At 51.9% G+C, this 20,680-nt stretch carries 23 protein-coding genes and 1 tRNA gene; 21 read left to right on the top strand and 3 right to left on the bottom strand.

The genetic code is table 11. The annotated features are described in order from the left end of the window. The 5 genes from AB1690_06690 to der form a co-directional block, all read left to right on the top strand. The coding region (locus AB1690_06690; protein ID MEW6014992.1) for a twin-arginine translocase subunit TatC at positions 1 to 438 on the top strand (438 nt) is incomplete at its 5' end. 66 nt (positions 439 to 504) lie between these two features. Continuing rightward, entirely contained in the window at positions 505 to 1,425 is a 921-nt protein-coding gene (gene menA / locus AB1690_06685; GenBank protein ID MEW6014991.1) for a 1,4-dihydroxy-2-naphthoate octaprenyltransferase, read from the top strand. Positions 1,426 to 1,479: 54 nt separating this feature from the next. Next, positions 1,480 to 1,551: transfer RNA gene (locus tag AB1690_06680), tRNA-Gly, on the top strand. 10 nt (positions 1,552 to 1,561) lie between these two features. Further along, positions 1,562 to 2,842, top strand: coding sequence for a DUF512 domain-containing protein (locus AB1690_06675; protein MEW6014990.1), 1,281 nt, complete (start codon positions 1,562 to 1,564; stop codon positions 2,840 to 2,842). Then, positions 2,839 to 4,152 carry a ribosome biogenesis GTPase Der gene (der, locus tag AB1690_06670; GenBank protein MEW6014989.1) on the top strand — a complete coding sequence of 438 codons (1,314 nt, stop codon included), beginning with the start codon at positions 2,839 to 2,841 and terminating at the stop codon, positions 4,150 to 4,152. The genes AB1690_06675 and der overlap by 4 nt, the downstream gene beginning before the upstream one ends. A gap of 11 nt (positions 4,153 to 4,163) precedes the next feature. Here the strand turns inward: der and AB1690_06665 are convergent, their stop codons facing one another. Beyond that, a complete protein-coding gene (locus tag AB1690_06665; GenBank protein ID MEW6014988.1) occupies positions 4,164 to 4,499 on the bottom strand; it encodes a PEP-CTERM sorting domain-containing protein in 336 nt (111 codons plus the stop codon). A 442-nt stretch (positions 4,500 to 4,941) separates the two neighbouring features. Continuing rightward, positions 4,942 to 5,604, bottom strand: a complete 663-nt coding sequence (locus tag AB1690_06660) for a choice-of-anchor N protein (protein MEW6014987.1) — start codon at positions 5,602 to 5,604, stop codon at positions 4,942 to 4,944. Between the two features lie 462 nt (positions 5,605 to 6,066). Between AB1690_06660 and AB1690_06655 the strand changes: the two genes are divergently transcribed. The 16 genes from AB1690_06655 to AB1690_06580 all read left to right on the top strand — a co-directional run bounded on the left by AB1690_06655 (position 6,067) and on the right by AB1690_06580 (position 19,915). Next, a complete protein-coding gene (locus AB1690_06655) occupies positions 6,067 to 7,368 on the top strand; it encodes a GAF domain-containing SpoIIE family protein phosphatase (GenBank protein MEW6014986.1) in 1,302 nt (433 codons plus the stop codon). After that, entirely contained in the window at positions 7,365 to 8,165 is an 801-nt protein-coding gene (locus AB1690_06650) for an anti-sigma factor antagonist (GenBank protein ID MEW6014985.1), read from the top strand. Before AB1690_06655 ends, AB1690_06650 begins: the two co-directional genes overlap by 4 nt. Before the next feature lie 28 nt (positions 8,166 to 8,193). Beyond that, positions 8,194 to 8,634: a response regulator gene (locus AB1690_06645; protein MEW6014984.1), complete on the top strand. Its 441-nt coding sequence runs from the start codon at positions 8,194 to 8,196 to the stop codon at positions 8,632 to 8,634. Positions 8,635 to 8,738: 104 nt separating this feature from the next. Then, positions 8,739 to 10,055 carry an ATP-binding protein gene (locus tag AB1690_06640; GenBank protein MEW6014983.1) on the top strand — a complete coding sequence of 439 codons (1,317 nt, stop codon included), beginning with the start codon at positions 8,739 to 8,741 and terminating at the stop codon, positions 10,053 to 10,055. Beyond that, the gene (locus AB1690_06635; protein ID MEW6014982.1) at positions 10,052 to 11,404 is read left to right on the top strand and encodes a sigma-54 dependent transcriptional regulator; all 1,353 of its coding nucleotides are present in this window, start codon (positions 10,052 to 10,054) and stop codon (positions 11,402 to 11,404) included. The genes AB1690_06640 and AB1690_06635 overlap by 4 nt, the downstream gene beginning before the upstream one ends. A gap of 135 nt (positions 11,405 to 11,539) precedes the next feature. Beyond that, on the top strand, positions 11,540 to 12,304 hold the full coding sequence (locus tag AB1690_06630; GenBank protein MEW6014981.1) for a flagellar motor protein: 765 nt from the start codon (positions 11,540 to 11,542) through the stop codon (positions 12,302 to 12,304). A 5-nt stretch (positions 12,305 to 12,309) separates the two neighbouring features. Next, the gene (locus AB1690_06625) at positions 12,310 to 13,047 is read left to right on the top strand and encodes an OmpA family protein (GenBank protein ID MEW6014980.1); all 738 of its coding nucleotides are present in this window, start codon (positions 12,310 to 12,312) and stop codon (positions 13,045 to 13,047) included. A gap of 154 nt (positions 13,048 to 13,201) precedes the next feature. Beyond that, positions 13,202 to 13,618, top strand: a complete 417-nt coding sequence (gene flgB, locus AB1690_06620) for a flagellar basal body rod protein FlgB (GenBank protein ID MEW6014979.1) — start codon at positions 13,202 to 13,204, stop codon at positions 13,616 to 13,618. Positions 13,619 to 13,625: 7 nt separating this feature from the next. Then, positions 13,626 to 14,120 (top strand): flagellar basal body rod protein FlgC, encoded by a 495-nt coding sequence (gene flgC / locus AB1690_06615; GenBank protein MEW6014978.1) that lies wholly within the window; start codon positions 13,626 to 13,628, stop codon positions 14,118 to 14,120. Between the two features lie 18 nt (positions 14,121 to 14,138). Continuing rightward, positions 14,139 to 14,462 (top strand): hypothetical protein, encoded by a 324-nt coding sequence (locus tag AB1690_06610; GenBank protein MEW6014977.1) that lies wholly within the window; start codon positions 14,139 to 14,141, stop codon positions 14,460 to 14,462. Then, positions 14,459 to 14,761, top strand: a complete 303-nt coding sequence (gene fliE, locus AB1690_06605) for a flagellar hook-basal body complex protein FliE (GenBank protein ID MEW6014976.1) — start codon at positions 14,459 to 14,461, stop codon at positions 14,759 to 14,761. Before AB1690_06610 ends, fliE begins: the two co-directional genes overlap by 4 nt. Positions 14,762 to 14,821: 60 nt before the next feature. Next, positions 14,822 to 16,393 carry a flagellar basal-body MS-ring/collar protein FliF gene (gene fliF, locus AB1690_06600; GenBank protein MEW6014975.1) on the top strand — a complete coding sequence of 524 codons (1,572 nt, stop codon included), beginning with the start codon at positions 14,822 to 14,824 and terminating at the stop codon, positions 16,391 to 16,393. An 11-nt stretch (positions 16,394 to 16,404) separates the two neighbouring features. Further along, the gene (fliG, locus tag AB1690_06595; protein MEW6014974.1) at positions 16,405 to 17,415 is read left to right on the top strand and encodes a flagellar motor switch protein FliG; all 1,011 of its coding nucleotides are present in this window, start codon (positions 16,405 to 16,407) and stop codon (positions 17,413 to 17,415) included. Further along, on the top strand, positions 17,408 to 18,109 hold the full coding sequence (locus AB1690_06590) for a FliH/SctL family protein (GenBank protein ID MEW6014973.1): 702 nt from the start codon (positions 17,408 to 17,410) through the stop codon (positions 18,107 to 18,109). Before fliG ends, AB1690_06590 begins: the two co-directional genes overlap by 8 nt. Beyond that, positions 18,106 to 19,485 carry a flagellar protein export ATPase FliI gene (fliI, locus tag AB1690_06585; protein ID MEW6014972.1) on the top strand — a complete coding sequence of 460 codons (1,380 nt, stop codon included), beginning with the start codon at positions 18,106 to 18,108 and terminating at the stop codon, positions 19,483 to 19,485. The genes AB1690_06590 and fliI overlap by 4 nt, the downstream gene beginning before the upstream one ends. Then, complete coding sequence (locus tag AB1690_06580; protein MEW6014971.1) at positions 19,442 to 19,915, top strand: flagellar FliJ family protein; 474 nt, start codon at positions 19,442 to 19,444, stop codon at positions 19,913 to 19,915. Before fliI ends, AB1690_06580 begins: the two co-directional genes overlap by 44 nt. A gap of 21 nt (positions 19,916 to 19,936) precedes the next feature. Here the strand turns inward: AB1690_06580 and AB1690_06575 are convergent. Further along, the coding region (locus AB1690_06575) for a FlgD immunoglobulin-like domain containing protein (protein MEW6014970.1) at positions 19,937 to 20,680 on the bottom strand (744 nt) is incomplete at its 5' end.

The raw sequence follows: 20,680 nt of genomic DNA, 5'->3' as shown, positions 1-20,680 counted from the left end.
TCCAAAGAGAAAAAAGTCATCCTCCCGCTGGTTTTCAGCTCCACCATTCTCTTTCTTATCGGCGCGGCATTTTGCTTCTATCTGGTTCTCCCTTTTGCCATAAAATTCCTGGTTGGATACGGCGCCGGGGAGATGATACCGATTATTACCGTCAACAGCTATATCTCCTTCACCGGCATGATGATTCTTGCCTTTGGACTCTCTTTTCAACTTCCCGTAATAGGGTACTTCTTCGGGAAAATAGGCCTTCTCTCCGACCGTGCCCTCGCCAAAGGTCGCCCCTACGCGGTGGTGATTATTCTGGTGGTGGCCGCGGTTTTAACCCCCACCCCCGATATTTTTACCCAGCTTCTCCTGGCAGTGCCGCTTTACTTCCTTTATGAATTGACCATCATGCTTATTAAGTTCACCGGCAAGAAAAAAGAACCGCTAACATAGCTTTCCGTTTCCCGCAAAGATATGCGTATAATAAGTTTGACACATGCTCATTGGAGGATATGAAGGATGAACCCTGTCAAGAAATGGATAATCGCAATTCGCGCCCCTTTCTTCACCGGCATAATCATGCCGATACTAATCGGCGCCACGCTGGCTTTTTATGAGACCGGCGAGTTTCACTGGGGACTGTTCTTTATTACCCTGCTGGGGGGAATATTCGCTCATGCCGGGGCAAACCTGGCTAATGATTATTATGACCATAAAACCGGCGATGATGAAGCCAATAAGAATTTCACCCCGTTTTCCGGCGGAAGCCGCGTCATTCAGAACAAACTGGTTTCCCCGACTGGAGTGCTGACTGCGGCGCTGTTCTTTTATGGGCTGGCATTGGGCGCCGGAATTTACCTGACCACCCAAACCCCCGGCTACTGGGTGCTGATTCTGGCGGTGGCTGGTTTTATCGGCGGCTATTTCTATACGGCGGGAAAATTCGCCTTCTCCTATAACGGCTTCGGCGAACTTATGATTCTCATCAATTTCGGCATTCTGCCGGTCATGGGCGCTTACTATGTCCAGACCGGCTATTTCAGTCTCTCATCTTTTCTCTCGTCATTCCCCATCGGATTCCTGATAACCGCGATTTTATATATTAACGAGTATCCCGACTATGACGCCGACAAATCGGTCGGCAAGAATCATCTGGTCGTAGCCTGGGGCAGGAAAAAGGCGGCCGCCGGCTATTATTTCCTTATGTTCGGCAACTACGCCCTTCTGATTGCCGCCGTTGTGACCGGATATCTTACACCCTACGCCCTGCTGGCGCTTCTTTCTTTCCCGCTGGCGCTGAAAACAGTCAAGCACTTTGCCCGTAACATGGAAAAAGTGCCCGATATCGTTCCCGCGCAAGCCGGAACCATCCAGGTCCATGCCCTGGTCGGGTTGTTGATGTCTATCGGCTGTATCACCGGGGCGTTGCTCAAAGGATGAGACAAAGGGCTTGACTTATCGTAGAATCCGGAGTAGATTTTAACCGCGTAGCTCGCGGGCGTAATTCAGCGGTAGAATGCAAGCTTCCCAAGCTTGACGTCGTGGGTTCGACTCCCATCGCCCGCTTTTTTTTATTATGAAGATTTCGGCTGTTGACCCCGCTTCCCCGCTTTTCGGCAAGGTTCGCCCCGGCTATTCTCTTCTCAATATTAACGGCCTCTCGGTCCGCGATATCATAGACTATCATTATCGTATCGCGGATGACCATGTCCGTCTTGAGTTCGAGAATACGCAAGGGGAGAGGCTCCAGTTTCAATTCCGGGACTACAACGCCTCCGACCTCGGCTTGAGTTTCGAAGATGACCCGGTCATGATCTGCAAGAACAAATGCCCCTTCTGCTTTGTCCATCAGCAGCCGCGCGGGATGCGCCGCGCCCTTTATATCAAGGATGATGACTATCGCCTCTCTTTTACCCATGGCAATTTCATCACCCTCTCCAATCTCAGCGATGATGATATCCGCCGCATTATCGAACAGCGCCTTTCGCCCCTTTATGTTTCCGTGCATGTCACCGATGATACTCTGCGGCGCTGCATTTTTCAAAATGAAAAGCTCCCTTCCATCCTCCCGCAACTGAAATTCCTCATCGCCAACGGCATTAAATTCCATACACAGGTAGTGCTGTCCCCCGGGTTTAATGACGGTCCCTATCTGGAGAGGACCATAGACGACCTCTCTCTGTTATATCCGGGGGTGATGACCCTTGCCGTCGTGCCGGTCGGCTTGACCAAATACCGCGAGAAACTGCCCTCACTGCGGACTTACCGGCGCGATGAAGCCATTGAAATCGTCAACTATGTTCACAAGCGCCAGAAAGAGTTCCGGAAAAAACTTCAGACCCGTTTTGTCTTTGTGGCCGATGAGTTCTATATCATTTCCGAGACCCCCTTTCCCTCTCTGGGCGAATATGAAGAGATGGCGCAGTTTGAAAATGGGGTAGGGATGATTCGCCACACCCTCACCGATTTCAATCGACGTCGGCGTCGTCTGGAGAAGCTTCCTCGCGACAGAAAGATTATCATGCTGACCGGAGAATCAGCCTTCGAAATTCTCGACCGCGAGATTGTGTCAAATCTGAAAAAAATCGGATTCAAAATCGACCTGCAGCCGGTGAAGAACGATTTCTGGGGGGAATCGGTCACGGTCAGCGGCCTTCTGACCGGCGGCGACCTCTATAATTTTCTGGTGAAAACCGCCGGAAATTATGATATTGCACTTCTGCCTCCCAATTGCTTAAATAAAGAAGACCTCTTTCTGGATAATCTGTCGCTGGAAGAATTTAGGAGCAAATTAGAAATGAAAGTTCTGGTAGGGAAATACAGCATTGTGGACACTATCGGCGAGGCGCTCCTTTGAACCTCCCGATAGTCGCCATCATCGGGCGTCCCAATGTCGGCAAATCATCACTCTTTAACCGTTTCCTGCGAAAGAAAATCGCCATTGTCGATGACCGCCCCGGGATAACCCGCGACCGCAATTACGCCGCCTGTGAGTGGCAGGGGAGAACGTTCTATCTGGTCGACACCGGCGGCATGCTCCCCGGCGCTAAACTCGAAATGGAAAGACTGATTCTCTCGCAGGCGGAAATCGCTATCGAACAGGCCGACCTGATTCTACTCGTGGTCGATGCCCGGACCGGGGTGGATTCTGTTGACGCCCGCATTGCCGACAGCCTCCATCGTTCCGGACGAAAAGTCCTCCTGCTCGCCAACAAAGCCGACAATACCCTGCAGGAATCAGAACGATACCAGTTCCTGAAATTGGGACTGGGTGAACCGTTGCCGATATCGGCTACCGGGGGGAGAGGTATTGGCGAAGCCCTCGACGAGATCGTCGCCTTGCTCCCCTCCCAATCTCTTACTGAAGCTGATGATGAGCCGTTGCGCCTGGCTGTTATCGGACGTCCGAACGTTGGGAAGTCCTCTTTTGTCAATCGACTCCTCGGCGCCGAACGGGCCATCGTCTCTCCCCAGCCCGGCACCACCCGCGACGCTGTCGATACTCCTTTCGAATTTTCCGGCAGGAAATATATCCTGACCGATACCGCCGGACTGCGCAAACGGGCCCGAGTGAGCGACAATCTCGAATATTACACCACCCTGCGAACTCTGCGGGCAATTGAGAACAGCCATGTGGCGCTGCTGCTTCTTGATGCCTCCCAGGGATTCCTCGCCCAGGATATTCAGATTCTTACTGATGCCGTCGAAGCCCAGCGGGCAATGGTCCTGGTAGTTAATAAATGGGACTTGGTCGAAAAAGATTCAAAGACCGCCGACCAGATTACGCTCAGCATTAAAAGCGCTATCGCCACCCTCGCCTATGTTCCGGTCGTTTTCATTTCGTCGCTTTCCGGACTCAGGATTACACGGGTGCTCGAAAGCGCTGACTCCGTCTTTGAAAATTGGAACCGCCAGATTGCCACCGCCGAATTCAACAAAATCCTCGAAGAAATAATTCAAAAACAGCCGCCGGCCGCCGTCCATGGAAAATATATCAAGATATTTTATGGACTGCAGGTCGGAGTCCGTCCGCCCACCTTCCAGCTCTTCTGCAATCACCCCGAACTGCTGAAGAAAAGTTACCTCAGATTTATTGAAAATCAGATACGTCAGAGATTTGATTTTGAAGGAACGCCTCTAAAGTTCGCTTTGCGACGGCGAAATTGACAGGCTTGCCGTTACGGCTTGGCGCTCCGGCGTCTCAACCAGCCAAGACCAAGCGAGCCAAGACCCAGCAGTGTCAAAGTGGTTGGTTCCGGTACCGGGGCAGGGCCGTCGGGGTATGAATCATTCTCCCCTGAAGACGATGGCGCAATATCCTGAATAATCAGTTTCTGCCCTGCATTGTCTCCCCCTTCGTCGCTGTAATTGGCGTTGTCGCTCGTCCCGGACGTCCCAATCAAGGAATACCCGGCATGATTCGCTTTATACGAGGTATGATTCAGAGGACCTGCCAGCGATAGCGAACTTACTCCCAGAACTAACGCGGCAATTAAGAACAATTTGAATTTCATAATATTCTGCTCGACTAAGATATTATTTCATAAGAAAATAAAGCAGAAACTATGCCTCTTCCGCTTCCCCAAACCTCTCACCATTCTCTGGATGTTAGCTTTCAAAATCTAAGGCACAATGATTCAACAGCATAGACTATCGGCTGGAATGGATTCGGGAATGGCTCGCAAGACCGTGAGCCGAAGTTTTAACAAATTGTTCAATCCCTGCGCAAAGTCTGGCCGGATAAGGTATGGAATCGGGGCTGAAAGAACTGGTTTTGTCTGAACCGAGAATTTCTGAAGACCGTTCCCGCCGTACCGGGTGGAATCCAGTTGCAGAATCAATTACTTACACGTTCCACTCTGCGCAGAGGCAAGTAACGGCCAAGAGGCACGCTTTAGAAATAAAAAACGGGAGACAGTCATCTGTCTCCCGTAGTATCTTTTATTGGGATTACGATTACTTCTTGCGAAGCCGCCTTACCAGTCCCATCCCCAGTCCGCCCAGCCCCATCAGAGTCAAGGTCCCCGGCTCCGGTACCACTCCATGAGTTTCGCCATCGTGAGAGAATGGAGCAAACTTTATCCGGGTCTTCTGCTGCTGGTTCTGGAAATAGAAATAAGCGTCAAAGTGGCTGAAATCCGCTCCCGAGAGGGCAATGGAAAACCGCTTATATTCGCCCAGCGTGCTCGAGTTAGCCAGATAACCCATAGTGGACGGGTCATAGAACTCGCCGTCATTGGTGTTCCCCACCCCGCCAACCAATCCAAAATCACCGGCATTGAACTCGGTATACCAGGCCGGATAGATATCATGGGGCGGCAGAAGATAGGGGGTGCCAAAAGTCCAGCTGTCATAAGTGTCGCTATTGACATCAACACTCACCGAACCGTTCGGGTCGCTTGTCTCCGGAAGATTGAGCGCCATACTGACCATGACATCACTGAGCGCCTCGTTGGCGGAAATGATATAGAGGTCAAATGTGCTCGATGAAACCACCCAGGTCTCGGTTTCAGTATCATATGTCCCACCCGCAACAAAAACCTGCAATGTCGGAACCGCGAAAGCCGGCGCCGTAAATAATATCGCCGCCAGCATCGTCATTAGGATCTTTCTGGTCATCTGTCCCTCATATTCAAACTGTATATTTTCTTTAACATGGCTGAATTAAACAGCAAGAATTATACCTTTTATCTGCCATTTCTGCCGGAATTGGCAAAAATCCCCCGTTTTTAGTTGTCTTTTTTAACCGATTCCTGCATTGATTCGAGTTAGACTTTTTATGACAGGCGTAAGATATTACAATTCACAATCTTATCGTGGCTTACGCACCCCAGCCAGTTACCGCCGACAGTCTCCAAACTCGGTCGCTGCGACTATGGTCGTGAGGCTGGTAAGACTGTCGTCCTTTCATTCCGAATTTCTTCCTCATTCTATAGCATGAGTCTGTTCCAAACCTGCAGGAGGCTGCACAGAGAATATTCATTCTCTTGCAGTGTCATCCAGCCGCCTCTCTTATCTTACCTTTCAGACGGAAGAATCGCCCGCTTTCAAGTTCATTCTGGAAATGCCGAATATCCAAGTGTGGAATTATCTGTAAACGACGACCGCATTTTCGAACTGGAGGGACGCCTCTCGGCGACCTGGCTGAAATTGCGCGACCTCGCCACCATGGGGGCTCTGATTACCTCAATCCTCGATATGGAGACCATCCTGTCGGTTGTTATGGAGATGTCGATTCGAACTGTGGAAGGGGAGGTCGGCTTAATCCAGTTAGCCGAAGCGGGGGAACTGGTCCCTAAAATCACCTGGGGCGTCGATGCCAGTCTGGTCAGAAATATCAAATATGAAAACGACACCGATATCGCCACCTTCTGCTTCACCAGGCAGGTTTCGGCGGTAATGAATAATTTCGACAAATCATTCGAGCATGGTCCGACCGTAAATTCCGTCCTGGCTCTGCCGATTAAGTCGCGCGCCCGTTGCCATGGCGCCATCGTCATCATCAACAAGACCTCCGGCGAGGATTTCACCGAGGAAGACCGCGAAAGCCTCGAAATTGTCATCAATTACGCCGCCGTCGCCATCGAAAATTCGCTTCTGGTCGAGGAATCGCTGCAAAAGCAGAAACTGGAGCAGGAACTCGGCATCGCCCGTCAGGTGCAGGAGACCATTCTTCCCGGCCGCGAAATCAAAATAAAGGGGGTGGACTTCGGCGCTCTTTATTTCCCCGCCCGGTTTGTCGGCGGCGATTTCTATGATATCATTACTCCCGATGACGACAATTTCCTGATGGTCATCGGTGATGTCTCCAATAAAGGGATTCCGGCCGCCATGGTGATGGCTGCTACCACCGCCATCATCCGCACCAAATTGACCGAGTCGCCCGATATCAGCCCTTCGCAACTGATGTATATTCTCAATAATGTCCTCAGTGACGGTATCATCCGTTCTCATGATATGTTCGTAACGCTTTTTATCGCCCGTTTCAGCCTCTGCGACAAAAAGGTAACTTACTGCAACGGCGGTCATCTTCCGCCGCTTTACTGGGATGCCTCGCGACGTCAGGTCTCTGAACTCCGTATGGGAGGGACCTTTGTCGGACAGTTTCCCGGAACCGCCTACATCGAGGGGGAACTGGAATTACATCACGGCGACCGCTTCTTCGCCTTCACTGATGGTTTGACCGAAGCGACCGATATAAAAGGGAGAATGTTCGGTATCGAAAAAGTAAAACAGGTCTTCATGACCGAGAAGGAACTTCCCGCCGCCCGTTTCTGCGAACGGGTCAAAAACTGGGTGGACCGGTTTACTGAAGGCTCCTCGGCTGACAGTCACGATGATTTTACCATTTTGAAACTGCGCATCTTGCCGGAGGGGGCATGAAAGAATTCAAATTCAAATATCGCTCCCTGCTGGAATCGGAAGGGGCGGCGTATGAAGACGCCAAAAGAACGCTGCAAATGGCGGGGCTCGAGTCGAAGCGAATGTTTCGCATACTTCTGGCTCTTTCCGAGGCGTTTACCAACGCCCTGGTGCATGGCAATCAATTCAATTCCGACAAGTATGTCTTTGTCAATATAACCGTTAATGATAGCGGCATCACTGCCGATATAATTGATGAAGGTGTCGGCTTTGACACCCCCGAAGGCGTCGCGCCGTTTGATGACCTTCAGGCCGAAAGCGGACGCGGGATGGGACTTATGAAATCAATCGCCGACCGCTTCCAGTTGAGAAAATCGCCCGAAACCGGCGGCACGGTCATCTCGATGTTCTTCGCCGCCGCGCCGGCTGCAGATAGACCGCCCAAGAAAGACAATATGGAGGATAAAATGGATACCGTGAAGAAAGATGAAGGTAATGTCGTAGTTCTCAGCCTCTCCGGTCGCCTCGACCTCGGAAGCGGCAACAAACTGAAAGAAGAAGTCAAAAGCATCCTTGCCGGAGGCCGCAACGCCATCCACCTCAACCTGCGCAATGTCGAATTCGTCAACAGCTCCGGTCTCGGCGCCCTGGTTTCTATCATGAAAGAAATCAGAATCCACCGCGGCCGCCTGACTCTCTCCGATATGGCTGACTATGTCCGGGAAATCTTCGATATCACCCAGCTCTCGCATATCTTCGAGATTTTTGCCACCGAACAGGAAGCCATCAATTCCTACACGCTGGTCGTCAACAGCTGAACGACTGGGCAGAATGGGGGAAATGAAAATGGCTGACAACAAGGACCGCCGCAGTATTATTATCATTGATGACGAGCTCCTCATCCGTGACCTGCTGTACGATTTCTTTGCCGAGAAGAATTGGCAGGTTACGGTGGCTGAATCGGGAAGCAAGAGCCTCGAGATTCTCAAAAGCCGCTCCTATGATGTCGCTCTGGTCGATATCAAAATGCCGGAAATGGATGGCTTGGAATTTATTCGCAAACTCCGCGACCTCTATCCGGCTATGCCGGTGGTCCTCATGACCGGCTTCCCCAGCGTGGAGACCGCCATCGAGGGAATTCGACTGCGCGTAGATGATTACTTCGTAAAGCCATTCAATATCAACAAACTGTATAAACGGCTGGAACAGATCGCCGCCGGAAAGAACGCGGTCGAAGAGCCGCGCGCCGTCGATCTCAATTACCGCATTTATCCCGAAAATATCTGATTTAATCCGCCCAAAATCGCCCTGCCTGTAACGGTTCCCCGCCTTTAGTTTTTTGTTGCTTGTAATCATTATTCTCGATTATTTTCTGTCTCACAGGAGTCGCGATGGAAGAGAAAGAAACTGCCCCGGTCGAGATAACCGATGAAATAGGTCGCTTCGCCGAAACCTATTCCTCTTTTAACAATATTATCAATCAGATTCAGCGGCAGTATCTTTCCCTCAAGGAGACCTATGAGCAGCAGAGCGCCCGGCTACAGGAAGTCAACCTGGCGCTGCAGAAGGCCATCTCCGACAACCGTATCGTCAGCGAATTCTTAAGCCGTATCCTGACCTCTCTGAATTCCGGCATTGTCGCCGTCAACCGCCAGGGCGAAATTACCCATATCAATCCGGCCGCGCAGGGAATCCTCGGATTCCACAGGAAAGGATTCACGGAAAAGCCGCTCTCCTACAAAGCCCTCTTTGAAATTGTGGAGGGGGATACCGGTTCCGCGGAATCGGCGGCGGCGGGAGGACAAACCTGCCTCAATGCCGAAAAGAAAATTAGAACCTCTGATGGCCGCCTGGTTACTCTGCTTACCTCCACCTCCGTTCTCCGTGATGAATCCGGCGCCGTCATTGGAGCTGTGGAGATCTTCCAGGATATTACCAATTTCAAGCGGATGGAAGAGGAACTGTCGCGGACGCGCGTTCTCGCCGGACTGGGGGAGATGGCGGCATCAATCGCCCACGAGGTCCGCAATCCCCTGGTAGCCATCGGCGGTTTTGCCGCCCTCCTTGCCCGCGACCTTCAAACTCAGCCCGAGAAGTTATCTATGGCCGAGAAAATTGTCGCCGGCGTCAACAATATCAACCGCACCGTCGAGACACTGCTGGTTTTTGCCCGCCGTGAAGAAATCAGCAAAGTCTCCGTGGACCTGAAGGAATTCCTCGAAATGGTCATCGCCGGCATCGTTGACGAGTACTCCTTGCAAGGTCAAGAAATCAATATTCAACTGAATCCGGGCGACACCGAGGGGAAACAGGCGCAAATCGACCCGCATCTTTTCCGCCAGGCATTGTACAATCTCGCCAAGAACGGCATCGAGGCAAATCCCGCTAATCCGACCATCACCATTCGTTGCGCCGTTCTCAATTCCTCGGAGGCGGCTCATCTGGCGGAGAAAACTGAAGAAACCATGGCGCAGTCCGACTATCTTTTAATTGCCGTGGATGATTTCGGGCACGGCATCCCCAAATCTGACCTCGCGAAAATATTTTCACCGTTCTACTCAACCAAAACTAATGGCACCGGCTTGGGGCTTTCCATCGCCTGGAAAATTATCAAGGCGCATGGGGGAGAGATTCAAGCCTCATCCCGACCCGGTCAGGGAACAACCTTTTCTATTTTGCTTCCGCTCAATCAGGAGGTTTTAAGATGAAGCTGAGTGTTTTAATCGTTGATGATGACCGTCTGGTGAACGATTTCCTCACCGAGACACTCACCCGGGCCGGCTTCCTGGTCAGTTCCGCCTCTTCCGGCGAGGAAGCCCTGGAGATGTTTGAAGAGAAGGAGTACGACGTCGTCTTCTCCGACATCAAAATGAAAGAGATGGACGGGCTGGAGCTGCTGCAAAAGATGAGGGAACAGAAAATCGACCAGCTGGTGGTAATGATTACCGCCTACGGCACCATCGAAAGCGCCGTCAAAGCAATGAAACTGGGCGCTTACGATTACCTGACCAAACCGATTTCTCCCGATTCCATTGAACTTCTTATGCGGAAAGTCACCGAACTGGTTCAGCTGCGCGCCGAAAATAAACGGCTCCGCTCCGACCTGGCCGCTCGCTATCAGAACATCGTCGGTAAGTCGCCCAAAATGAAAGAGGTCTATGACCTGATCGAAGCGACCGCCGATGCCCGCTCTACTGTGCTGGTAACCGGTGAATCTGGAACCGGCAAGGAGCTGGTCGCCCGCGCCGTTCATTACGCTTCCTCCCGCCGGGATAAACCGTTTGTTACCCTCAACTGCGCCGCTCTGCCGGAAAATCTGGTGGAAGCCGAATTATTCGGCTATGAAAAAGGAGCCTTTACCGGCGCCGTTCGTCAGCATAAAGGCCGTTTCGAAATGGCTAATAACGGCACCCTCCTGCTCGACGAAATCTCCGAAATGCCGATAAACCTCCAATCCAAACTGCTCCGCGTCCTGCAGGAGCGGGTCTTTGAGCGGGTCGGCTCCAGCGTCCCGATTGAAGTTGACGTCCGGATTATTGCCACGTCAAATCGTCATCTGAAAGAAGAGATTCGCCAGAAACGGTTCCGCGAAGACCTCTTTTATCGCCTCAATGTGATAAATATACATCTTGTGCCGCTGCGCGAGAGATTGGAAGATATTCCCCTTCTGGTCAATCATTTCATTCAGAAATATAACGAGGAAAACCGGAAGGAAGTTGAAGCGGTCGATGAGTCCGTTCTCCGTCTCTTTATGAAATATCATTGGCCCGGCAATGTGCGCGAGCTGGAAAACTATATCGAGCGGGCGGTGGTCACCAATTCGGCGAAGATTTTGAAAATGACCGATTTCCCCGGCGACCTGGCTCTGGGCAAACTGGCTGACGAAATCCCCCAGTTTGGGGCTGGCATGACTCTTGCCGAAGGGGAGAAATTCCTGATTCTAAAAACCCTCGAGCGCTTCGAGGGGAACAAGACTAAGGCGGCTGAGGCGCTTAATATCACCCCCCGCACTATCCGTAACAAACTGGCAGAATACAATATCCAGGACACCGACTAATTCAAGATTTCCCGGTTTCTGCCAATAATCTCGCTTCCGGCGGTTTAAAAATCTCCATAATTGCCGATATTTTTACTGATTGGGGTGAATCGCCATCCCTTGTGGCTGGTATTCATCTCTTTGAGCAGGAATATTATGGATATAGCAACTATTGGCGGCCTCATTATAGGCCTTGGCGCAGTCATTGTATCATTTATTCTCGAAGGGGGACACCTCGGTGCGATTGTTCAGGGTCCCGCCATGCTTATCGTGATTGGCGGCACTATCGGCGCCTCGACAGTTTCTACCTCCATCAGAACCCTCGCCAATGTCCCCAGCTTCCTGAAACTGGCTTTCTTCACCCGTCCCGTTGACCCCCTGCAGACCATCGACACTCTGGTGAAAATGTCGGAAAAAGCCCGTCGCGAAGGTATTCTCGGCTTGGAAAATGACCTGCGCAATATCAAAGACCCCTTCTTTCGCAAAGCCATTCAACTCGTTATTGACGGCTCAGAAATTACCGTTCTTAAGACTATTCTTGAAACCGAAATCGCCTATATTGAAGACCGCCACAAAAAAGGGATCCTCTTTTTCCAGAAGATGGGCGGTTTCTCGCCGACTCTCGGCATTCTCGGGACCGTGCTCGGTTTGATTCATACCTTAAGCAACACCGCCAATGCCGACCGGATGGCCGAAGCTATCGCCAGCGCTTTTATCGCTACCCTCTGGGGAGTCGGCCTGGCGAATCTCTGCTATCTTCCGATCAGCGATAAACTGAAAATGCGTCACGAAGAAGAACTGGCAACTCTCGACTTGATTATGGAGGGGGTCATATCCATTCAATCCGGCGATAATCCGCGCGTTGTAAAGACCAAACTTCTCTCCTTCATTGCGCCCCGGATGCGCGGCGGAGAGGAATAATCCCCATGCCACGCCGCCGAAAACATGACGACCATGAAAACCTGGAACGGTGGCTTCTCACCTACGCCGACCTGATTACTCTTCTGTTGGCTTTCTTCATTGTCATGTACTCCATGTCGAAAGTTGATGCCAAGCGGTTCGGCAAAATGCAGGAAGCGCTTGCCGGCGTGCTTAAAGGCGGCAGTATTGCCATCAAGAAAGGCAATGAAGTCGGCGCCATGCCCGGGCAGGGCGTTCTCGAAATCGGGCATCTCAAATCTCTCGGGCAAAAAATCGAAGAAAGCGTCCTCAAATCGGGCAATGAAAAAATGATAAGCACCGAAATGACCGAAAGAGGGCTGGTCATTCATATCATGGAGTCGGCTCTTTTTCGTGAAGGCTCCGCCGAGCTCGAGCCGCGCGCCAAACAGACTCTTGACCTGGTGGCGAAAGATATAGGAACCATACCCAACCATATCCGCATTGAAGGACATACCGACAACAAACCGATAAACACCGTCCGTTTCCCCTCCAACTGGGAGCTCTCTTCGGCGCGCGCCACCGAAGTAGTGCGCTATCTGGTCGAGACCCACGGCGTCCAATCCGACCGGATTTCTGCCCTCGGCTATGGCGAATTTCGCCCCATGGTCTCCAATGAAACCGATGAAGGTCGCTCAAAAAACCGCCGCGTCGATATTGTCGTGCTTACCATGGAAATGTCCGCCACCGAGCCAACCTCCGATCTCTATACCCCTAAAATCTGAAATCCGGAAAAACTTTCTTTGATAGTTGGAAACATCTTCCCTCGTTATATTCCTCCTGTAATTGACCAATACATTCAAGCTGAAACCATTTAACGACTTACGCTGACCTCAAATCTTTGGCATACCCCTTGCTCAAATCAGGGCGGATAATGGTATGTCTGATTTAATTAAAAAAGCGGTCTTCGAAAAAAGCGGCATCCCCGTCTTACAGAAATTTCTGGATACGGCGTCCCTGCGCCATAAACTGATAGCCGGAAATATCGCCAACATCTCCACACCGCAATACCAGAGCAAAGATATCGATTTCCACGCCGCCCTGAAAAACGCCATCGACAACCGACGCCATGTCGCCGGAAATCTTACCCACCCGTCGCACATTCCGGTTGGAAGACACAAAGACAAAGCCCCCGAAATCGAGGTCAACCGCTCGCGCGATGGCAACGGCATCAATAATGTCAACGCCGATAAGGAAGTCGCCAATCTCGCCACTAATCAGCTTTACTTCAGTGTCGGAACCACCCTGCTCGCGAAAAAATTCGAAGGCTTAAGAAACGCTATTAAGAGCAAGTGAGGATATTATGTCTGGACTCTTCAACTCCATAGAAATCTCCGCCACCGGGATGACTCTCCAGCGTCAAAAAATGGATGTCGTCTCCCAGAATATCGCCAATGTCGACACTACTCGCTCCGACAAGGGAGGTCCCTACCGCCGCCGGAGAGTGATGGTCGCCGCCGCCGAAGAAGCCGTCCCTTTCAAAAATATGATAAGCAAGTCCCGGACGGAACTCGCTCGCACCGACCCGGGGCATCTCCACGGCACCGTAAAAAGCCGGCAGGAGACCATTGACGTCGCCCAGGCCGAAGGAAAAGAAGTCGAAGACCCGGCGTCATCTTATCGTCTGATTCACGACCCGGGGCATCCTGACGCCGATGAGAAAGGATTTGTCAAGATGCCGGATATTGAGATTATCAACGAAATGGTCGATATGATTTCCGCCTCGCGCGCTTATGAGGCGAACACTACCGCCGTTCTGGCGGCTAAAGAAATGGCAAAAAACGCGCTGTCGATATAAGAGAAAGGAATTATTGAAATGAAAATCAATTCCATAGGAATTAATGCTTACCGGCAGACCATAACCGAAAATCAGAAACGAATCCCGACTCCCGAGGGGAACACCAAACCTCATTCGGTTGACCGCGTTCTGATCCCCGGACAGGAAAACAGCATAACCTCTAAACTGGCGGTGCAACTTAAAGGCGGAAAATTCGCCGATATACTGACCCCTGAAGAACGCCAGGCGCTGGAACTGATATTCGAAAAATTCCGCCTGGCCGGACTCGGTGATGAGCATTATGGACAGAAAGCCGCTCAGAAATCCGAACATCTCGGAAAGGTAGTTGACGTCAAATTATGAGCGCCCCTGTCAATCAAATCACCCGCCTCATTCCGTCCTTCCAGGGACAACTCCCCGCCGGGGCGGAGAAAGCCGATGGGGCTCATTTCACCGAACTTCTGGAGCAGATGATCGGCTCCGTTAATAATTTTCAAAACGAAGCGGCCCAGGCGCAACAGCTGGCCGCCACCGGCGAAGCCGCCGATTTGCATCAGGTGATGATTGCGGTCGAGGAGGCCGGTATTACTATGGACCTGTTACTGGAGATTAGAAATCGATTGGTCGATGCATATCAATCGCTCATACAGATGCCTATTTGAGAAATTCAATACTTTTTCTGGTGCCATAGGATTGGCGTCAGTCTATAAATAGGAATTGGCATGGAATACTTCAAACAACTCTTCCACAATATTTCCGCCGTCCTGAAGGCGATGTCGCCCGGCCAGGCGGTGGTTCTGGTGGCGGTCATTGCCGGCATCATCGTCGGCATTGCCGTTGTCGGCAACTGGGTCAAAACGGTCAATTACTCCATCCTCTATTCAAATCTGGAACCGGCCGAAGCCGGCGAAATTGTCAGTCAGCTGACCGAGCAGAAAATTCCTTACAAATTAGAGGATGGCGGCACTACCATTCTGGTCCCTTCCGGTGACGTCTACAAAACCCGCATCACGCTGGCATCAGAGGGGATTCCTCGTTCCGGGAATATCGGTTATTCCATATTTGACAAATCCAATCTCGGGATGACCGAATTCCTGCAGAACCTCAACTTCCGAAGAGCGCTGGAAGGGGAACTGACCCGCACTATCATGCAGCTTGCCGATGTCCAGGCGGCGCGGGTGCATATTGTCATGCCGAAAGATCGCCTCTTCAAAGCCGACAAACAGGAAGCAACGGCATCTATTGTGCTGAAACTCCGCACCCCCGCCGGACTCTCCAAATCGCAACTTGCCGGCATTACCCATCTGGTGGCCTGTTCTGTGGAAGGTCTCAAACCGCAGAATATCTCCATTATTGACTACAACGGAGAACTTCTCTCCTCCCAGACCGGCTCTGACCCGCTGGCCGGGATGAGTGCCTCCCAGCTTGATGTCCGCAAGAATGTGGAGCAATACCTGGAAAAGAAAGCCCAGAGCATGCTCGATGGCGTCATCGGGCAGGGAAAGTCAATTGTCCGCGTCACCGCCGAACTTGATTTCCAGCAGATGGAAAAGACCTCGGAAATTTACGACCCCAATTCCGCCGTCGTCCGCAGCGAGGAACGAACCGAAGAAACCAAATCATCTTCAGACAGGGGAGAGGACAGCAGCGAGGTCCGTGACGATAACAAGGTCGAGACCGCCGTCACCAATTATGAAATCAACAAAACGGTAGAGCATATTATAAACTCTGTCGGCAATATCAAACGTCTCTCAGTAGCGGTGCTGGTTGACGGTGCCTATCGCAAAACCGATGCCGCTGGCGGCTCTACCGCCGAGCCGGTCTATGAGCCGCGCAGCCAGGAAGAAATCGACCGGATTGCCGCCCTGGTCAGAAATGCCGTGGGCTTCGACAACCAGCGCAATGACCAGATAGAAGTGGTCAACCTGGCTTTCGACCGCACCTCTATGGAATTTGAGCAGCAGAAAATCGACCAGGTAATTCAACAGGAATTCTACTTCGATATCGGCAAGAAAGTCCTGTTAGTCGCTCTTGCGATACTGGCATTCCTCTATCTGCGCAAGATACTTAAGAAATTCTTTGGCTCCCTGGGTAGAATTCTCCCTCCTGCTTCGCCGACTCGCGCCGGGCAGAATATCAGCCCCTATGAAGGATTGCCGGGCGAAGAGTCGCGCGAGGTGCCGCCGATCGTTCCGGAGAACCGGCGACCCCGTCTGATTGACCAGATGCAGACCGCCGCCAAAGGACGTCCCGAAGAAATTGCCAAAGTCATTAAGACCATGATGATTGAATAAGGCGGAATATTATGGAATACGAGCAACTCAATCCTCTGCAAAAAGCGGCTATCGCCCTGGTGGCATTTGGCACCGAGGTTTCCGCGTTAGTGATGAAAAGCCTCTCCGAAACCGATATGGAAAAACTTACCGTTGAAATCGCCAATCTGCGCGATGTCCCCCCCGCCGTCGAAGAAAAAGTTATCAGCGATTGCTATCAAATCTTCATGGCGCGCCAGTACATCTCCCAGGGCGGTGTCGATTTCGCCCGCGAAATCCTGGAAAAAGCGGTCGGCAAAGAAAAGGCGTCGATGATAATCTCGCGATTGGAGTCATCCTTCAAAACCTCCGGCTTCAATCTCCTCAAGAATATCGATTCCCGTCAACTGGTCGGATTCATCCAGAACGAACACCCGCAGACCATAGCCCTGATTCTGTCGCAACTGACCGCCCAGCAGGCGGCGGCGGTCCTTTCCGAATTGCCGTCGGAACTGCAGGCGGAAGTCGCCCTTCGCATCGCCACCATGGAAAAGATTTCGCCCGATATTCTCAAAGAGATTGAATCTACTTTGGAGGGGCATTTTGAAGCCTCTGCCGAAGGCGACCTCTCCGTTTCCGGGGGAGCCAAAACCATGGCTGAGATTCTCAACGTCATCGACAGCGCCGCCGAAAAAAATATCCTGCAGTCTCTTGAAGCCGACAATCCCGACCTGGCCGCCGAAATCAAAAATATGATGTTTGTCTTCGACGATATCGTCCTGCTTGATGACCGCTCGGTGCAGCGTCTGCTGAAAGAAGTCGAAACCAAAGACCTTTCTATCGCGCTCAAAGCCGCTTCCGAAGAGGTCAAATCAAAGATATATGCCAATGTCTCTGAGCGTGTGGCGGTGATGATTAAAGAAGAGATGGAGTTCATGGGACCGATGCGTCTCTCCGATGTCGAAGCCGCCCAGCAGCGCATCGTGGAAGCGGTCCGCAAACTCGAAGAGGACGGGCAGATCGTTGTCTCCGGTCGCGGCGGCAAGGAGGATATCATTGTCTAAACTCCTGCAGTGCGCCGTCACCGAGGAACGTGTCATTATCGGCGAATACCGGGCTGATATCGAAGCCGACCGGATGGCGGAGAAGCAACTCGCCAGCCGCTTCCCGGATGTTCAAGTCACTACCTCCCTTGAAGGGAGAAAACTCATCCCGATTCAAGAAATCTTCAAGATTGAAGAGCGAATGCGCCGCGATACCGAACTGCAGCGGCAAAAAGGGTACGAGGAGGGATATAATAAGGGCATTTCCGAGGGCCAGAAAGAAGCGCGCAAAGTAGTCGCCAACTTCTCCGGCTTGATTACCGATGCCGTCAAACAGCGTGAAATACTCTATGAGGATGCCCGGCGCAAAATCCTGGAACTGGTCTTGCAGATTGCGCGCAAAGTCACTTTTGACGCCGCCCGCATCGAACCCGATATCACCGCCGGGATTATTGCCGGCACCATAAAAAAACTTACCGACAAATCTAAAATCAAAGTCAAGGTCCATCCCGACCATCTCCCGCATATTGAGCAGCAGCTCGACCGTTTCCGGGGAGATTCCACCGCCGTCAAAGAGCTCGTTATCGAAGCCGATAGCCGTGTCCTCTGCGGCGGCTGCTTTATCGAAACACCGACCGGTGATGTCGATGCCCGCATTGATTCGCAACTCGATATTATCGCCGAAGCGTTGCATGAAGTCGAAGGCACACCATGAAACCGGTTCCATACAATCTCTACTCCAGCCGTATCGAACGTCTCAGCGCCATTAAACAATCAGGTCGGGTGGCGCAAGTGGTCGGATTGGTGGTGGAGTCGGTTGGACCGGCCGTCTCTGTCGGCGACCTCTGCCGTATCGAAAATCCGGAATCGGGAGAGAGAATCAAAGCCGAAGTGGTCGGATTCCGCGACAACCGAATCCTGCTTATGCCGTTGGGCTCCATTAGCGGCATCACCCCTGGTTCAATTGTTGTCTCGACCGGCGAACAACTCCGCGTACCGGTAGGAGAAGAACTGATAGGCAGAATCCTTGGCGGATTGGGTCAGCCGATTGACGACAAAGGTCCCCTGCTGTGCACCAAGACCCGCGTTGTCGAAAGCCCTCCCATCCCGGCTCTAAAAAGAAAACGAATCACCAATCCTGTTCGCACCGGAATTAAAGCCATCGATATTATGGCATCCTGCGGCCAGGGACAAAGAATGGGAATCTTCGCCGGCTCCGGTGTCGGCAAGTCCGTCCTGCTCGGCATGATTGCCCGCGGCTCCTCCGCCGATATCAATGTCATTGCCCTGGTGGGGGAACGGGGGAGAGAGGTTCGCGAATTCATAGAAAAAGATCTGGGGGAAGACGGTTTGAAACGCTCTATCGTCGTCGCGGTCACCTCCGACCAACCTTCGCTGATAAGAATTAAAGGGGCCTATGTCGCCAGCGCTATCGCCGAGTATTTCCGCGACCAGGGCAAGAATGTCATGTTGCTGATGGATTCCGTGACCCGTATCGCTATCGCCCAGCGCGAAATCGGTCTCGCCGTCGGCGAGCCACCCGCCACCAAAGGATTTACCCCTTCGGTCTTCGCCCTCCTGCCGCGACTTCTGGAAAGGGCAGGCACTAATGACAAAGGCTCTATCACCGGACTGTACACCGTCCTGGTCGAAGGAGACGATTTCAATGAGCCAATCTCCGATGCCGTCCGCTCCATACTCGATGGTCATGTCGCGCTATCGCGACGTCTGGCATCTTTGAATCAATATCCGGCGGTCGATATCCTCGATTCAATCAGCCGGCTTATGCTTGATGTCACCTCTCCGGAGCATCAGATGCTGGCCGCTAAAGTCCGTGAAATCGTTGCCACCTACCGTGAATCCGAAGACCTTATCAATATCGGAGCCTACGTGAAAGGCTCTTCCCCTCGCATTGATTACGCCATATCCAAAATAGATGAAATCAACCGTTTCTTCCGGCAGGGGATAACAGAATTATGTCCCTTCGAGTCTGCCCTGTGCGACCTGAACGCCATCTTCGCGCCTGCCGAAAGCAGAAAAGACTCCCATGAAAAAGTTCAAGTTCCGGCTGGAGCCGCTTCTGCGGCTTAAAGAACATCAGGAAAAAGACAAACAAAAAACCCTGGCGCTGGCAGCGCAGAAAGTCTTAACTCAGGAAGAACAACTCCGCCAGATTGCCCAAAGACGATCTGAAACGCAGCAAAGCCAGCGGGACTCTCTGAGCGGACGGTTGAACCCCGGGCATCTTCTGGTTTGCTCTCGCTACCTGGGAAAACTGAAAATAAACGAACTGACCGGACGAGAAATCCTCAAAGCCTTTATTGCCGACCGCGAGAGGCAACGTCTGGAACTGGTCGAAGCGACCAAACAGAAAAAGATATTCGAAAAACTCAAAGAGCGTCGGCGCAACAGTTATATTTCCGATAATGAGAGATTGACCCAAAAAGAGCAGGATGAAATTGCCGCCAAATTATTTCTCCAAAATAAAAGCTCCCGCGTCACACGGGAGCCCTGGGGATGAAAGAATCTGTGCTCGCAAAAATTACTTTACCATTACCATGACCTTGCTGTCGGCATAATCGCCCGCCTTGAGGCGGTAAAGATATACGCCGGAAGCAAGCGGCTGGTCGTCATCACCTCTTCCGTCAAAAGTTACTCTATAAATTCCGGCCGGCAAAAACCGGTCAACCAACGTCCTTATCTTCTGTCCCAGTATATTGTAAACGTCAAGACGGACATCTGATGCTTTCGGCAGTTCAAACTTTATGGTCGTCGCAGGGTTGAACGGATTCGGGGCGTTCTGGCGCAACGCGAAATCCTGCGGCAGAATACCCTGCTCCACAGTCTTGATATCGGTGCTTGCCTTAATCTCAACGAAACCGCGATGAAAGTAAGGTCCAAATGAAGCGCCGCTGACCGGCACGAATTCCAATCCCTGCAAACCGAGATACCTGGCGCTGTCGATTATCACCAGCTCATCCGGCGCCGTCGGAGCCACATCGAACAGAATGGTCGCCAGCAACCCGGAGTCGGGAGTCAACGGAGCCAAAAGGGTGTAGCTCAAATCGATTAGAATCTGACGCTCCTGCGCGCTGGAGTTGACCACCCGGCTCGAGGCTGAAAGCCCGCGGGAATTGTCAAATATGACCGTGTCAAAAGTAAGACTGGGGGAAGAGTACCCCAGAGCCAGACGAACCTGGATAAGTTCTTCTTGATTAAAACCGTAAACATTCACCGCTACCTTCTGTCCCGGCGATGCCGTTACGCTATCAACCCAGACCGAATC

It is taken from the genome of Candidatus Zixiibacteriota bacterium (genome assembly GCA_040753495.1).
In the GTDB taxonomy this organism is placed as follows: domain Bacteria; phylum Zixibacteria; class MSB-5A5; order GN15; family PGXB01; genus DYGG01.
The sequence above is the reverse complement of the archived record's forward strand: the minus strand, read 5'-3'. Positions and strand labels throughout refer to the sequence as shown.

Coding starts and splice junctions, on each gene's coding strand:
- menA (MEW6014991.1), top strand. CDS start 505: ATGAACCCTGTCAAGAAATGGATAATCGCAATTCGCGCCCCTTTCTTC.
- AB1690_06675 (MEW6014990.1), top strand. CDS start 1,562: ATGAAGATTTCGGCTGTTGACCCCGCTTCCCCGCTTTTCGGCAAGGTT.
- AB1690_06665 (MEW6014988.1), bottom strand. CDS start 4,499: ATGAAATTCAAATTGTTCTTAATTGCCGCGTTAGTTCTGGGAGTAAGT.
- AB1690_06660 (MEW6014987.1), bottom strand. CDS start 5,604: ATGACCAGAAAGATCCTAATGACGATGCTGGCGGCGATATTATTTACG.
- AB1690_06650 (MEW6014985.1), top strand. CDS start 7,365: ATGAAAGAATTCAAATTCAAATATCGCTCCCTGCTGGAATCGGAAGGG.
- AB1690_06645 (MEW6014984.1), top strand. CDS start 8,194: ATGGCTGACAACAAGGACCGCCGCAGTATTATTATCATTGATGACGAG.
- AB1690_06640 (MEW6014983.1), top strand. CDS start 8,739: ATGGAAGAGAAAGAAACTGCCCCGGTCGAGATAACCGATGAAATAGGT.
- AB1690_06635 (MEW6014982.1), top strand. CDS start 10,052: ATGAAGCTGAGTGTTTTAATCGTTGATGATGACCGTCTGGTGAACGAT.
- AB1690_06630 (MEW6014981.1), top strand. CDS start 11,540: ATGGATATAGCAACTATTGGCGGCCTCATTATAGGCCTTGGCGCAGTC.
- AB1690_06625 (MEW6014980.1), top strand. CDS start 12,310: ATGCCACGCCGCCGAAAACATGACGACCATGAAAACCTGGAACGGTGG.
- flgB (MEW6014979.1), top strand. CDS start 13,202: ATGTCTGATTTAATTAAAAAAGCGGTCTTCGAAAAAAGCGGCATCCCC.
- flgC (MEW6014978.1), top strand. CDS start 13,626: ATGTCTGGACTCTTCAACTCCATAGAAATCTCCGCCACCGGGATGACT.
- AB1690_06610 (MEW6014977.1), top strand. CDS start 14,139: ATGAAAATCAATTCCATAGGAATTAATGCTTACCGGCAGACCATAACC.
- fliE (MEW6014976.1), top strand. CDS start 14,459: ATGAGCGCCCCTGTCAATCAAATCACCCGCCTCATTCCGTCCTTCCAG.
- fliF (MEW6014975.1), top strand. CDS start 14,822: ATGGAATACTTCAAACAACTCTTCCACAATATTTCCGCCGTCCTGAAG.
- fliG (MEW6014974.1), top strand. CDS start 16,405: ATGGAATACGAGCAACTCAATCCTCTGCAAAAAGCGGCTATCGCCCTG.
- fliI (MEW6014972.1), top strand. CDS start 18,106: ATGAAACCGGTTCCATACAATCTCTACTCCAGCCGTATCGAACGTCTC.
- AB1690_06580 (MEW6014971.1), top strand. CDS start 19,442: ATGAAAAAGTTCAAGTTCCGGCTGGAGCCGCTTCTGCGGCTTAAAGAA.